General features: G+C 57.0%; 11 protein-coding genes. 9 read left to right on the plus strand and 2 right to left on the minus strand.

Annotation, left to right across the window (positions count from 1 at the left end; translation table 11 throughout):
- Positions 1 to 19: 19 nt before the first annotated feature.
- The gene (locus QMG93_RS32610) at positions 20 to 1,075 is read right to left on the minus strand and encodes a LacI family DNA-binding transcriptional regulator (protein ID WP_281944001.1); all 1,056 of its coding nucleotides are present in this window, start codon (positions 1,073 to 1,075) and stop codon (positions 20 to 22) included.
- A 240-nt stretch (positions 1,076 to 1,315) separates the two neighbouring features.
- On the opposite strand from QMG93_RS32610, the gene QMG93_RS32615 reads away from it, so the two are divergent.
- The 6 genes from QMG93_RS32615 to QMG93_RS32640 all read left to right on the plus strand — a co-directional run bounded on the left by QMG93_RS32615 (position 1,316) and on the right by QMG93_RS32640 (position 8,451).
- Complete coding sequence (locus QMG93_RS32615) at positions 1,316 to 2,626, plus strand: ABC transporter substrate-binding protein (RefSeq protein WP_281944003.1); 1,311 nt, start codon at positions 1,316 to 1,318, stop codon at positions 2,624 to 2,626.
- Between the two features lie 17 nt (positions 2,627 to 2,643).
- Positions 2,644 to 3,582: a carbohydrate ABC transporter permease gene (locus QMG93_RS32620; protein ID WP_281944005.1), complete on the plus strand. Its 939-nt coding sequence runs from the start codon at positions 2,644 to 2,646 to the stop codon at positions 3,580 to 3,582.
- Between the two features lie 16 nt (positions 3,583 to 3,598).
- Positions 3,599 to 4,423 carry a carbohydrate ABC transporter permease gene (locus QMG93_RS32625; RefSeq protein ID WP_281944007.1) on the plus strand — a complete coding sequence of 275 codons (825 nt, stop codon included), beginning with the start codon at positions 3,599 to 3,601 and terminating at the stop codon, positions 4,421 to 4,423.
- A 39-nt stretch (positions 4,424 to 4,462) separates the two neighbouring features.
- A complete protein-coding gene (gene melA / locus QMG93_RS32630) occupies positions 4,463 to 5,764 on the plus strand; it encodes an alpha-galactosidase (protein ID WP_251598202.1) in 1,302 nt (433 codons plus the stop codon).
- A 19-nt stretch (positions 5,765 to 5,783) separates the two neighbouring features.
- A complete protein-coding gene (locus QMG93_RS32635; protein WP_281944009.1) occupies positions 5,784 to 6,719 on the plus strand; it encodes a carbohydrate kinase family protein in 936 nt (311 codons plus the stop codon).
- Positions 6,720 to 6,951: 232 nt separating this feature from the next.
- A complete protein-coding gene (locus tag QMG93_RS32640; RefSeq protein ID WP_281944025.1) occupies positions 6,952 to 8,451 on the plus strand; it encodes a right-handed parallel beta-helix repeat-containing protein in 1,500 nt (499 codons plus the stop codon).
- 177 nt (positions 8,452 to 8,628) lie between these two features.
- On the opposite strand, the gene QMG93_RS32645 is transcribed toward QMG93_RS32640, so the two are convergent.
- A complete protein-coding gene (locus tag QMG93_RS32645) occupies positions 8,629 to 10,392 on the minus strand; it encodes a sigma-54-dependent Fis family transcriptional regulator (protein ID WP_281944010.1) in 1,764 nt (587 codons plus the stop codon).
- Between the two features lie 247 nt (positions 10,393 to 10,639).
- Here QMG93_RS32645 and adhP point away from each other — a divergent pair, with 247 nt between their 5' ends.
- From adhP to QMG93_RS32660, 3 genes are all read left to right on the plus strand, one after another.
- The gene (gene adhP / locus QMG93_RS32650; protein WP_281944011.1) at positions 10,640 to 11,653 is read left to right on the plus strand and encodes an alcohol dehydrogenase AdhP; all 1,014 of its coding nucleotides are present in this window, start codon (positions 10,640 to 10,642) and stop codon (positions 11,651 to 11,653) included.
- Positions 11,654 to 11,748: 95 nt separating this feature from the next.
- On the plus strand, positions 11,749 to 13,269 hold the full coding sequence (gene adh / locus QMG93_RS32655; RefSeq protein ID WP_216793594.1) for an aldehyde dehydrogenase: 1,521 nt from the start codon (positions 11,749 to 11,751) through the stop codon (positions 13,267 to 13,269).
- A 13-nt stretch (positions 13,270 to 13,282) separates the two neighbouring features.
- A complete protein-coding gene (locus QMG93_RS32660) occupies positions 13,283 to 13,648 on the plus strand; it encodes a DUF779 domain-containing protein (RefSeq protein ID WP_281944015.1) in 366 nt (121 codons plus the stop codon).
- The last annotated feature ends 77 nt before the right edge of the window (positions 13,649 to 13,725 follow it).

Below are 13,725 nucleotides of genomic sequence, written 5' to 3' on the forward strand. Positions count from 1 at the left end.
GGACAGACCGAGCGGAAGTTCACTCGGCTGTCCTTTTGTTGTTGTGGGCGGCTTCTCCCGGCAGTATCCATTCGCTCGATTGGCGGAACATCGGCTCGAACGGCACCAAAATTTTGATCGGCAGCGGGTACGGATCGCGGATGCATTGCAGCATCGTTTTTGCGGCAACAACACCGATCTCGTACGTCGGAATATGGATCGTGGACAGCGGCGGAATTGTGTAACGAGAAGGCTCGTTGTCGTCGAAGCCGACGATGGCGAACTCACTCGGAATGCGGTAACCCTTCTCGGCAATCGCCCGCATCGCGGCCATCGCCATAATGTCGCTTGCGGCAAAAACCGCCGTCGGCAAATCCTCGACGTGCTCGTCCAAATACCGCAGCATAAGCTGATACGCATTGTTTGGCTCCCATCCGGCGTCGATGATCCGCTCCGCCCGGATCAGCAATCCCGCCTGCTCCAAGGCCGCCCGGTATCCCCGGTAGCGCTTCTCCTTCTCGAATTTGCCGGAGCGTCCGGTGCCTCCGATAAACAAAATGTCGCGGTGGCCTTGTTCGATCAGATGATGGACGGCCTGCCGCGCCGCTTCCACCCGGTCATACGATATCGTTGGAATGTCGGGGTCCGACACGTCGATACCGACGACATTGCGCATGTGCTTCTTCAGATGGTTGTATAATTTGGCCTCGATGCCCTCGATGACGATCAAGCCCTCGACCTGGCTGTCTTGTACGGCATGCTTCAAAATTTCCGGCTTTTTCAGCTCTTCCTGCGTATAGGTGAAGGCGATTTTATAGCCGTGTCTCGCCAGTTCCTTCTCGATGCCGTCGCAAATGACCGAGAAGTAAGGGTGATAGTGGCGGTTCTGAAGCGTTGACACGATACAGCCGATGCCTCGCGTGGCTCTGCCGTCGTCGCCGGACGATTTGATCTGATAGCCGAGCTCCCGGGCGACGTCCCATATTTTTTGTTTGGTTGCGGTATTCACGGTTCGGTTGGCGTCGTTGGCCAAGACGCGGGACACCGTGGAGACGGACACGCCGACGCGGTCCGCGATATCTTTCAGTGTTGGCATAACGTAACCCCGCTTCTTATCGGATAATGAGAAAATTTGCCGCAAATTCTACTTTTCATGTTACGCAAAACGGCGCGTCAGGTCAACTGAAATGATCACTGCAAAACAAAATATATTTTTGCAATTATTGCCGCAAATAACTGAAAAATAATTGTTGACTTTGCGCAATGAAAGCGGTACATTTTGGATAGGCAATCGATTCCAATCTACGATGACGATCTACGAGAAAGGGGAACTCGAATGAAAGGTGCACAACGATTGACGAAGGCATCGCTTTTCGCCGCTCTGGGCGTATCCGTGGCACTGTCCGGGTGCTCGCAAGCGCCGTCGTCCGGTGCAGCTGGCGGCAACGCAGGCGGAGGGAACGGCCAAAAGGTGAAGCTGGTGTTTTGGAGCCATCAGGCGGAGGCATTCAACGATAATTATAAGAAGCTAATTGACAGCTATATGAAAGCGCACCCAAATGTAGAAATCAGCTATCAAAGCTTCCCGTACGACGTCTATAACCAAAAGCTGAAAGCGTCGTTCTCCGCGCAAAATCCGCCGGATATCGCCGAAGCGTTCGGCACGTGGGTGCCGGAATATTCCAAGAACGGCCTGCTGTCGGAGGTGCCCGGTGGGGAGGAGGCCGACAAAGCGTACTACGAGGCCCCGCTAGGCGGGTTTAAGTGGGACGGCAAGCTGTACGGGCTTCCGCTGGAATTCAATATCGAGAACGGCGGCATGCTGGCGCATCCCAAAATGTTTAGCGACAAAGGACTCGCTTATCCGCCGAAGACATGGACGGAGCTGGTCGACAGCGCCAAGGCCTTGACGGTGCGCGACGGCAGCGGCATGAAGGTGAAAGGCTTCGATTTCATCTCGGGGGACAACATCACGTTTACGTTCCTGTCGATGATTTTACAGCAGAACGGCAAGTATTGGGGCAGCGACGGCCATGTCAATTTCCAGACGCCGGAGGCGATTAAGGCGATGACGGCGCTGAAGGATTTGGTTGTGCGGGATCAAGTGACCGATCTGACGGCCTTCGGGGGACAACTCGATTCATCCGACTACTTCTTCAAGGGCGGGGCGGCGATGACCTACCGCGGACCGTGGACGATTGCCGCTGGTCTCGACAATTACAAGGCCAAAGATTTCGAATACGTGCCGGTGCCGTCCTTTACCGACAATCCGCCGTCCTTTGCTGCTGAGTCCGGGTGGGGGCTGATCGTCTCGAAGAAGAGCAAGGCATCCAAGGAAGCGTGGGACTTCATTCAATTCCTCTCGTCAAAAGAAAATCTGAAGGCGTGGAACCTCGGCACCTTCACGGTACCGGCCAAGAAAGAGGTCGCGGAGGACCCGGAGTTCGTAAGCAAAAACCCGTTCATGCGGACATCCGTCGGCCTGCTGCCGCACGGGCAATGGATCGGCCTCATCTGGGACCGCGACCATTTCTTTAAGCAAATCAACGATCATTTCCAGCTCATGGTCAGCGGGAAGGAAACGGTGGAAAACGGATTGAAAGCGATCGAGAAGGCCGTCAACGATAGTCAAGATCAACACAAGTAAACCGGGAGTGTTAAGGGATGGAAAACAGCTCTAGTATACCCAGCAAGCCCGGCGGCAAAGCGCTCCGGAGCAGCGCGACCGCCCAGTACCGCAAGGAAAAACGGTTCGCGTTCGTATCCTTGACGCCGATTCTGCTGCTGTTCGGCCTGTTCGCCTTCGCTCCGATCGCCTGGAGCCTGATCTTATCGTTCTACAAATTCAGCCCGCTGGCAGACCAATCGCCTTTTGTCGGATTGGACAATTATGTCCGGCTGTTTCACGACGCCATCTTCTTGAAATCGCTATGGGTGACGTTCAAGTTCGTCGCGTTCACGGTCGTCGTCAACATTGTCATTACGCTGCTGATTGCGCTCGGGATTCACCGGGTCCGGTCGCGGCGGCTGCGCAGCGTGTTCCGCACTGTCTTTTTCCTGCCCGCTATCGCGCCGCTGTCCGGGTCGGCCGTCGTCTGGGGGACGATGTTCAGCGATCAAGGCCTGTTCAATCTGGTGCTGAGCAAGCTGCACATCCCGCCGGTGCATTGGCTGAGCGATCCGAACTATGCGCTGCTGTCGGTCATTGTCATGACGCTGTGGGCGGACATCGGCTACAATATCGTGCTGTTTATCGCCGGGCTCGATTCGATCCCCGACATGTACTACGAAGCGGCGACACTGGACGGCGCGAGCCGGTGGCACATGTTCCGGCATATCACGCTGCCGCTGCTCAGCCGCCCGACGCTGTTCGTGACGGTCACGACCGTCGTCTCGTATTTCCAGGCGTTCCCTCAATTCCAAGTCATGACCAAGGGGGAGCCGTTCAACGAAACCCGGGTGCTCGCGCTGAACATTTACGATCAGGCGTTCGGCAATTCGAATATGGGCTACGCTTCGGCGATGGCGGCGGTGTTTTTGCTCATTATTTTGCTGGTGACGCTGCTGCAGCTCCGATGGGGGCGGTCCCAATGGGAGCATTGAGAGGAGGCTGCGGAACATGAAAACGAAAACGACTCTGTTCGACGGCGTGCTGATCGCGGTTTTAACCGTGGCCGCCTGCATCATGCTGCTTCCTTACCTGTGGATGGTGCTCTCGTCGCTCAAAAGCAACATGGAGATCATCTCCGCGACGCCGACGCTGCTGCCTGAGCAGCCGAGCTTCGCCGGGTACGAGACGGTGTTCCGGGAGGCGCCTTTCTGGAGATGGCTGGCGAACAGCGCAGTCACTTCGGTTCTGGTCACGGCGGCTACGCTGTTCACGAGCGCGCTCGCCGGTTATATTTTCGCCAAGTACGAATTTCCGGGGAAAAAGGTACTGTTTGTTCTCGTGCTTGGGACGATGATGATTCCGTTCCAGGTCATTATGATCCCGACGTATCTGATCATCTCCAAGCTGGGGCTGATCAACCATCTGGCGGCGGTTATCCTGCCCAATCTGGTCAGCTCGTACGGCGTCTTTCTGGCGAAGCAGTTTATCGAGGATATTCCGAAGGATTTGATGGAGGCGGCCCGGATCGACGGGGCGGGCGAGCTGAAGGTGATGTGGCGGATCATTACGCCGCTGATTATGCCGATGCTGTCGGCGCTTGGGATTTTTACGTTCATGGCGTCGTGGAACAATTATTTGTGGCCGCTGATTGTGCTCAACGATACGGACAACATGACGGTTCCGCTCGCGCTGGTCTTTTTCAACGGGGCGCATACGGTCAACTACAATGTGGTTATGTCCGCTGCCGTGCTGATTACGGTGCCGGTTATTATCGTATTCCTGATTTTCCAGAAGCAGTTTATTAAGGGTCTGACAATGACGGGGATGAAGTGAGTTTTACATATGTAAACAAAAGGACGGGAGAAGAGAACTATGACAAAAATTGCGATTATCGGAGCAGGAAGCGCGTTTACCCGGGAGATTGTGATGGATATTTTCGGGATTTCCGGCATGGACGAGGGGATTATCGCCTTGGTCGATATCGATCCGGCCCGGCTCGCCATTGCGCGCGGATTGGTCGAGCGCATCGTTGAGATGACGGGCAAACGCTGGCAGGTGCTGGCGTCGACGGACCGCCGGGAGGTGCTGGCCGGCTCGAACTTTGTAATTAACCAGATCGAGGTCGTCGGACTGGAGACGGTGAAGTACGAATTCGAAATTCCGCTAAAATACGGAGTAAAGCAGTGCATCGGCGATACGCTGGGGCCGGGCGGCTTGTTCAAAACGCTGCGCACGCTGCCGAGCTGGATCGAGATCGTCCGGGATGTGGAGGAGCTGTGCCCGGATACGATCATTCTGAACTACACGAATCCGATGTCGGCGGTGACGCTGCTTACGTCGCGCATTACGGATATTCCGGTCGTCGGGCTGTGCCATTCGATTCAAAATTCGTCGCGCCAGCTGGCGAAGTACGCTGGCGTTCCATACGAGGAATTGAAATGGAGAGCGGGCGGCATCAACCATATGTCCTGGTTCGTCGAATTGACGCATCAAGGAAAAGACTTGTATCCGGTGCTGCTGGACAAGATTCAGGACCCGGAGCTGCTGCGCAAAGACCCGGTCCGTTTCGACGCCATGAAGTACCTCGGCGCGTTCGTCTCTGAATCGAGCGGCCATTTCTCGGAATACATTCCGTATTACCGCAAGAGGCAGGATTTGATCGACCAGCACTGCAGTACGGGGTATAACGGAGCCACCGGCTTTTATGCGAACAACTGGCCGATCTGGCGGAAGACGAACGACGAGGAAATTTTGCAGCAGCTGTCGGGCGAGCTTCCGCTCGAAATGAAATCGAGCCACGAATACGCCGCCGTCATCATTGAGGCGATGGTGAAGAACGAGCCGAAGGTCATTTACGGCAACGTCGTCAATCAAGGGCTAATCTCGAACCTGCCGCAGGACGGCGTCGTCGAGGTCGCCTGCATGGTGGACCGCAACGGCGTGAATCCGTGCCGCTTCGGCCGGCTGCCGGAGCATTTGGCCGCCTTGTGCCGCAGCAACATGGCGTTCTTCGAGCTGGCCGTATCGGCCGTGCTGGAGCGGGACAAGGACATGGCGCTGCACGCGCTGATGGTCGATCCGCTTACTTCCGCCGTCTGCTCGCTTGCCGAGATTAAGGCAATGTTCGAGGAACTGTACGAGGCGGAGCGCGCGTTCGTGCCGGAGCTGAAGTAGAAAAAGGGAGGAAGAAACCATGTCTGTCGTCGTGCTTGGCGAATTGAACGTAGATATCATTATTTCCGGGAACGATCTGATGCCCGAATGGAACCGGGAGAAACTGGTCGACTCGTTCGACGTCGTGCTCGGCTCCTCCTCGGCCATTACGGCGTGCGCGCTGGCCGGACTCGGGCAGGACGTCCGGTTCGTCAGCGTCGTGGGCGATGACGATTTCGGCCGTTTCTGCATCCGCGAGCTGGAGCGAATGGGCGTCGATACGGCGCATGTGAAGCGCGATCCCGCGCTGAAAACCGGCGTGACCCTATCCTTCTCGACACCGAGCGACCGGGGGCTGATGACGTATCCGGGCAGCATTCCGATGCTGCAGCCGCGGGACGTGCCGGATACATTGCTGAAGCAGGCGGCTCACGTGCATTTCGGCTCGTACTTCCTGCAGGACGGCATGCGCGATCATTGGAAGCCGCTGTTCGAAACCGCGCGCACGCAGGGAAGCAGCACGTCGTTCGATACGGGATGGGATGTGCACCAGCTGTGGCACCGGGCTTCGATTCACGCGCTGCTCGGCGCTACGGATCTGTTTATCCCGAGCGAAGAGGAGCTGCTGCACATTTACGGTGCTGCGACGCTCGAAGCGGTGTGGGAGCTGCTGCCGCCGGACGCGCGGCTAGTGGCGGTCAAACGCGGCGCTGCCGGCGCTGCGCTGTTTCAGACGGGCACGACGCCACTGTCCGTAAAAGCCTACGATATCGTCCCGGTCGATACGACGGGGGCGGGGGACGCCTTTAACGCCGGGCTGATCCATGCCTATCTGGGCGGCCAGCGCGGCGAAGCGCTTCTCCGCTACGCCTGCGCCTGCGGAGCGATCGCCACGCAGGGCGTCGGCGGAACGGGACGGCTGCCAACCGTGGAAGCGGTGGAACGGCTGCAGGCTTCCGTGGCAATCCGAAGCTGAGGCGCAGTGCATGAGACGCGGCCTGCCTGCGGGGCATTTTTGCAAGGGGGGCCGCCCGACGTTCAGCTAAAGGAGGTGGTGTGCACCGGGCGACAGAAGTGGTTTTAGGGGAAGTCTGCATGCAGCAGGTAGTAACTATGCCGATACCAAGCGTTAAAGGAGATGAACGTTCGTGATCCGAATTCGAAACCAGGCGCCCCGCATCATCGCAGCCGCCGCCATCCTTTTCGGCATGCTGGCAGCAAGTGTGGGAACGTCTCAAGCGCAAGCTAATCCCGTAACGTACTACGTGTCAACGTCAGGCAGCGACAGCAATCTCGGCACGAGCAGCAGCGCCGCGTGGAAAACGCTCCAATATGCCGCCGATCATGCCGCCCCGGGGAGCACCGTCTATGTATTGGGCGGCGTGTATAATCAGAAGCTGAAGATTACAAAATCCGGATCGGCAGCCGCAGGCCCGATCACCTTCGAGAGCTCGCCGGCTCAAGCGGCGATAATCGACGGAACCGGCTTGACCGTGTCCGGCGGCGAGGGTCTCGTGGACATCGCCGATGCCAGCTACGTCACGCTCAAAGGCTTCGAAATCCGCAACTATGCAACATCGGCCAAGGGCAAAGTGCCGATCGGCATTTTCGTCCACGGAGCGGGCAGCCATATCGAGCTTCGCAACAACAACGTCCACCACATTAAGAACACCGCGACGCTCGGCTCGGATTTGGCCGGTCGGGATGCGCACGGCATCGCCGTGTACGGCACTAAAGCACCGGTAGCGCTGGAGCGTGTCATCATCGACGGCAACACGCTGAGCGATCTGGTGCTCGGTTCCAGCGAATCGTTGGTGGTGAACGGGAATGTCGATTCATTCGAAATTACGAATAATCTCATTCACGACAACGACAATATCGGGATCGACGTCATCGGCTTCGAGGGAAAAGCGCCGAATCCGGCGTACGACCAAGCCCGGAATGGCCTGATTCGCGGCAATACCGTCTACAACATTACGTCCAACAACAACCCTTCCTATGGCAAAACGCTTCCGAACGATTCGAACGCGGCGGGCGGTATTTATGTGGACGGCGGAAAAGACACCGTGATCGAGCAAAACTACAGCTACAACAACGACATCGGCATTGAGATCGCCAGCGAGCATCAAGGAAAATCGACAAGCGGCGTTACGATCCGCAACAACTTGGTGTACGGCAACCGATATACGGGCATTGCCATGGGCGGATACGATACGAAGCGGGGATCGACGGTCAATTGTATCGTCGTCAACAATACGCTGTATAAGAACGATACGAAAAATCTAGGCGGCGGCCAACTGCTGCTTCAATACGACACACAGAACAACATCGTCAAAAACAATATTATGGTGGCCAGCGCATCGAACATTTTGATTTATAACGAATATACGAAAAACAGCGGCAATGTTGTCGATTATAACTTGTACTTTGCGCCGGGAGGCAATTCGAATGCGACGTGGACCTGGAAAAACAAGGAATACACCGGCTTTGCCGCCTATAAGTCGGGGACGGGGAACGACGCGCACTCGAAGTTTGCCGATCCCGGGTTCGTGAACGCATCGGCAAACAATTTTCATTTGAAAGTGACCTCTCCTGCGATTAACGCCGGGTCGACGGAGCCGGCCATCATCGGCGCCGCGGATCTCGACGGGCAGCCGAGAGTGCAGGGAAGCGGCGTCGATATCGGCGCGTACGAAGCTACGCCTTGACATGGAAAGCGTTCGAACGATTGGTTTAAAGAATTGAGCAGGTGGAAGGAAAAGGAAGACGGATTTGATCCGAAGTGAGGATAAAGGTTCAACCGTTATGATAACCAATTAATTCGGGGAGAGCACCGTATGCCGTATGGATGCGGAAGCTCTCCTGTTTTTTATTTTATCAGATTGTTATGGCTCGATGCCGTATTGTTCGATCTTCCGGTACAGCGTCGTCCGGCCAATGTCGAGGAGGGTGGCGGATTTGCTCAGGTTCCAGCCGGTCGACTGCAGTGCCCGCTGGATCGCTCCAATCTCCGCATCCCTTAACGTCGGCACGGACGGGCCGTCACTCCGGCATTCAAAGGTGTCCGTTTGGTCGAGCTCGTCAAAATGTAGATGCTCGGGACGGATCGGCCCTTCTCCCGCGAGGAACGAAGCTTGCATCAGCACGCCGTGCAGCTCGCGGATATTGCCGGGCCAGCCATAGCGCAGCAGCTTGCGCTTCGTTTCTTCCGGCAGCTGGCGGTAGGGGCAGCCGTTCTTGTGCAGCCAATGCTCCACCAGCGTCAGCAGATCGGAGCGTTCCCGTAAGGAAGGCAGCGTGATCTGGATGCCCTTCAGCCGGTAGTATAAGTCCGCGCGGAAGCGCCCTTCCTTGATCTCCAGCGGCAAATGCTTGTGCGTGGCCGCGACGATCCGCACATCGATGCGTCTTGACTTGGTGCTGCCGACGGGCGTGACGGTTCGCTCCTGCAGCACGCGCAGCAGCGCCGCCTGTGCGCGCAGCGACATATCCCCGATTTCGTCCAAAAAAATCGTCCCCGTATGCGCCGCCTCGAATTTACCTGTGCTTCCCTCTCTGTTTGCTCCCGTGAACGCTCCTCGCTCGTAGCCGAACCATTCGCTTTCCACCAGACTATCCGGAATCGCACCGCAGTTGACGGCGATGAAAGGGCGGTCCGCCCGCAGACTTGCCGAGTGGATCGATTGGGCGAACAGCTCTTTGCCCGTACCGCTTTCACCGAGCAGAAGGACGGGGATTTCGGTGAGTGCCGCTTTGGAGGCCAATTCCTTCTTTTCCACAAAATTGGGGCATGTCCCGGCGATGTCGGAGAAGCTGTAGAGGCCGTGCCTGCCTTCTTGCGGCTTGCGGACAGCTACGGAGCGCCAGACGGTGCGGCTGCTGTCTTGAATGGTTTTGACGGAGAAGCCTTCGATGCCGTTGAACGGCTTGCCGATCGCATCTTTGCCTACGGCCCGCAGCGCCGCCTGATTCGCCCGAATGATCCGGTTGTCTCTGTCGAGCGACAGCAGCGGGAGCGGGTTATGGTTTGCGGTGAATTCAAGCTCTTGAAGCGTAACGAGCTGATCCTGCTTCGCTTCCTCCAGCAGCAGCCGGTTTTGCAGCGATTCCGCGACCATGACGGCAAGAGTCAGACTGTAGTGGTGGTAGGTCTCCCGTTTGCCGCTGAAATTGATGACGCCGATCAGCTCGCCTGTCGGACTGAAAATCGGGGAAGAAGCGCAGGTAAGAAAAGCATTGGCCTGGCAAAAATGCTCCGCCGCATGGACGCGGACGGGAATTTTTTCGGTGATCGCGACGCCGATCGCATTGGTGCCTTTGCGTTTCTCGTCCCATACGGCCCCGACCTGAAGCTGAACGGCTTCCGCCCGCTTCGAAAAGCCCGGATCCCCGGCAGCATACAGAATGCAGCCTTGGGCATCGATGAGCAGGGCCGTTTGACCGGACTGCTGAATAAAAGGTTTGATGGTGTCGAAAATTTTCGAGGCGTGACGAACAAGTGTTTCGTTTTCCTTTAATCGCTCCTGAAAGAGCTTTCCGGTCAGCAGACGGTTATCAAACGGGTCGGTCGGTTTCAATCCGTACCGCTGGCAGCGCTTCCATGAGCTTGCTACAACCTCCGTATAAGTCTGAATGTCCAAGGATGACAAGAAAGACACCTCCGGAAACATCAATATAAGTATAGAATATCACAACCCGTGAAGGTTCACCATTTGTTCACAGCAATTGTTCCATTTTGAACCGGAAAGAACGGAGGGAGTGTTCCGGAATGAAACAACTTTTAATAAAACGCTTACAAAAGTCCCTTGTGTGACGCGGCTCACACGTATTGGCACGCTTTTTGCTTTGTATATAGCGAAGTCAAAAAACATATCTCAAGGGGAGGAATTCATCAAGATGAAAGCGGCCGTTGTAAATGAGTTTCACCAGCAATTGGAGATTAAAGACGTACCCGTGCCGGAGATCGGCCACGGCGAAGTGCTCGTCAAGATTAAAGCGTGCGGGGTTTGCCATACCGATCTGCATGCCGCTCACGGAGATTGGCCGGTCAAACCGAAGCTGCCGCTTATTCCCGGGCATGAAGGCGTTGGTGAAATCGTGGCGTTGGGCGAAGGCGTGACTTCGCTTAAGGTCGGGGACCGCGTCGGGATTCCTTGGCTCTATTCCGCGTGCGGCGAATGCGATTATTGCCTGACGGGATGGGAGACGCTCTGCAAAAACCAGCTCAATGCTGGCTATTCGGTGGACGGCGGGTATGCCGAGTACTGCAAAGCGCCGGCCGCCTATGTGGCGAAAATTCCGGATAGCTTAAGCTATGTGGATGCGGCTCCGATCTTCTGCGCAGGCGTGACGACGTATAAGGCGCTTAAGGTGACGGGAGCGAAGCCCGGCGAGTGGGTTGCCATTTACGGCATCGGCGGACTCGGCCATGTTGCGCTCCAGTATGCCAAAGCGATGGGCTACCATGTCGTCGCCGTGGACATTCATGACGATAAGCTGGAGCTGGCTATGGCTTTGGGAGCCGATTTGACCGTCAACGGGATGAAGGAAGACCCTGCCGAAGCGATCGAGCGGGAGATTGGGGGAGCGCACGCCGCCATCAGCGTCGCCGTGACGCCGAAAGCGTTCGAGCAGGCGTACCGTTCGGTTCGTCGCGGCGGCACGCTGGTCGTCGTCGGACTGCCGAATGCGGATTTACCGATCCCGATTTTCGATACCGTGTTGAACGGCGTAACGGTCAAGGGCTCGATTGTCGGGTCGCGGAAAGATTTGCAGGAGGCGCTGGATTTTGCCGCCCGGGGCAAGGTGAAGACGAATATCGAGACGCAGTCGCTGGATCAGATTAATGAAGTGTTCGACCGGCTGCAAAAAGGTCAGGTCAACGGACGTGTCGTTCTGACGCTCGATTAACGGTACAAGGCATACATTCGAATCCGTTGCATACATCTGTATCAACACATACCAATTACCTACTCTATCCAATTCAACCGTGGGAGGACGAAACGATGATCTATGCACAACCAGGACAAACCGGAGCCAAGGTAACGTTCAAGAAGCGCTACGAAAACTTTATTGGCGGTCAATGGGTCGCGCCGGTGAAAGGGCAGTATTTTGACAACATTACGCCTGTGACGGGTCAAGCCTTCTGCGAGGTTCCCCGCTCTACAGCGGAAGACATCGAGCTGGCCCTGGATGCAGCCCATGCCGCCAAAGACGCTTGGGGCCGAACGTCGGCAGCCGCCCGTGCGCAAATTTTGAACAAAATCGCGGACCGTATGGAAGCGAATTTAGAGCTGCTCGCCGTCGCGGAGACGTGGGACAACGGCAAGCCGATCCGGGAAACGCTCGCGGCCGACCTGCCGCTGGCCATCGACCATTTTCGCTATTTCGCCGGTTGCATCCGTACAGAGGAGGGCACGCTCGGGGAAGTGGACAACGATACGGTTGCCTATCATTTCCATGAGCCTCTAGGCGTCGTCGGGCAGATCATTCCGTGGAACTTCCCGCTGCTTATGGCAACGTGGAAAATCGCGCCTGCGCTGGCGGCCGGCAACTGCGTCGTGCTCAAGCCTGCGGAGCAGACGCCGGCGTCGATTCTCGTACTCGCGGAGCTGATTGCCGACCTGCTGCCGCCAGGCGTGCTGAACATCGTGAACGGCTTCGGTCTGGAAGCCGGCAAGCCGCTCGCTTCGAGCAGCCGCATCGCCAAGATCGCATTCACCGGCGAAACGACGACGGGACGCCTGATCATGCAGTACGCTTCGCAGAACATCATCCCCGTCACGCTGGAGCTCGGCGGGAAGTCGCCCAATCTGTTCTTCGAGGACGTGTACGCCAAGGATGACGCCTTCCTGAACAAGGCGATCGAAGGCTTCGTGCTGTTCGCGCTGAACCAGGGAGAAGTTTGCACCTGCCCGTCCCGCGCGCTCATTCAGGAGTCGATCTACGACCAGTTCATGGAGCGGGCCCTGCAGCGGGTAGCGGCGATCAAGCAGGGCAACCCGCTCGACACGGAAACGATGATCGGCGCGCAGGCGTCCTCCGAGCAGGTCGAGAAAATCATGTCGTACCTGAGCATCGGGAAGCAGGAAGGAGCCGAATGTCTGATCGGCGGAGACCGTGCGGCGCTCGGAGGAGACCTGAGCGGCGGTTATTACGTTCAGCCGACGGTATTCAAAGGCCACAACAAAATGCGCATTTTCCAAGAGGAAATTTTCGGGCCGGTCGTTTCCGTCACGACCTTCAAGGATCAGGAGGAAGCGTTGGCCATCGCCAACGATACGCTGTACGGACTGGGTGCCGGACTGTGGACGAGGGATATCAACACGGCATACCGGTTCGGAAGAAACATCCAGGCGGGGCGCGTCTGGACCAATTGCTATCATGCCTATCCGGCGCATGCGGCGTTCGGCGGGTACAAGGGCTCCGGGATTGGCCGCGAGACGCACAAGATGATGCTGTCGCATTACCAGCAAACGAAAAACCTGCTGGTCAGCTACAGCACGGACGCCTTGGGCTTCTTCTGATCCGGGGGGCGCGATGGATACGGTCCCGAAGGTGCTTGCAACGGACGAAGCGCTGGCCTTGATCCGGCTGCTCCAGGACAAACACGGCCCCGTCATGTTCCATCAATCGGGAGGCTGCTGCGACGGCAGCTCTCCCATGTGTTATCCGGAGGGGGAATTCCTGCTCGGGGAACAGGATGTCCGGCTCGGCGAGATCGGCGGGGCTCTGTTCTATATGAGTCAAGCGCAGTATGACTATTGGAAATATACACAGCTGATCATCGACGTAGTGCCCGGAAGAGGCGGCATGTTTTCGCTCGAAGGCCCGGAGGGAGTGCGATTTTTGACTCGGTCGCGCGTGTTTACCGACGAGGAACGGAAAGTGCTCGGACTGCCGTAATCGGCCGGCAGGTTGTTGCGGAGAACGCATTTGAATATGCTAGGGCTGTAATCCGATGCCCCTTCGAGTACAGGGGG

It is taken from the genome of Paenibacillus tyrphae (genome assembly GCF_027925525.1).
Classification (GTDB): domain Bacteria; phylum Bacillota; class Bacilli; order Paenibacillales; family NBRC-103111; genus Paenibacillus_G; species Paenibacillus_G tyrfis_B.

What these genes read in the sequence shown, in the direction of transcription:
- QMG93_RS32610 (WP_281944001.1), bottom strand. Translation starts at nt 1,075, where the DNA reads ATGCCAACACTGAAAGATATCGCGGACCGCGTCGGCGTGTCCGTCTCC.
- QMG93_RS32615 (WP_281944003.1), top strand. Translation starts at nt 1,316, where the DNA reads ATGAAAGGTGCACAACGATTGACGAAGGCATCGCTTTTCGCCGCTCTG.
- QMG93_RS32620 (WP_281944005.1), top strand. Translation starts at nt 2,644, where the DNA reads ATGGAAAACAGCTCTAGTATACCCAGCAAGCCCGGCGGCAAAGCGCTC.
- QMG93_RS32625 (WP_281944007.1), top strand. Translation starts at nt 3,599, where the DNA reads ATGAAAACGAAAACGACTCTGTTCGACGGCGTGCTGATCGCGGTTTTA.
- melA (WP_251598202.1), top strand. Translation starts at nt 4,463, where the DNA reads ATGACAAAAATTGCGATTATCGGAGCAGGAAGCGCGTTTACCCGGGAG.
- QMG93_RS32635 (WP_281944009.1), top strand. Translation starts at nt 5,784, where the DNA reads ATGTCTGTCGTCGTGCTTGGCGAATTGAACGTAGATATCATTATTTCC.
- QMG93_RS32640 (WP_281944025.1), top strand. Translation starts at nt 6,952, where the DNA reads ATGCTGGCAGCAAGTGTGGGAACGTCTCAAGCGCAAGCTAATCCCGTA.
- adhP (WP_281944011.1), top strand. Translation starts at nt 10,640, where the DNA reads ATGAAAGCGGCCGTTGTAAATGAGTTTCACCAGCAATTGGAGATTAAA.
- adh (WP_216793594.1), top strand. Translation starts at nt 11,749, where the DNA reads ATGATCTATGCACAACCAGGACAAACCGGAGCCAAGGTAACGTTCAAG.
- QMG93_RS32660 (WP_281944015.1), top strand. Translation starts at nt 13,283, where the DNA reads ATGGATACGGTCCCGAAGGTGCTTGCAACGGACGAAGCGCTGGCCTTG.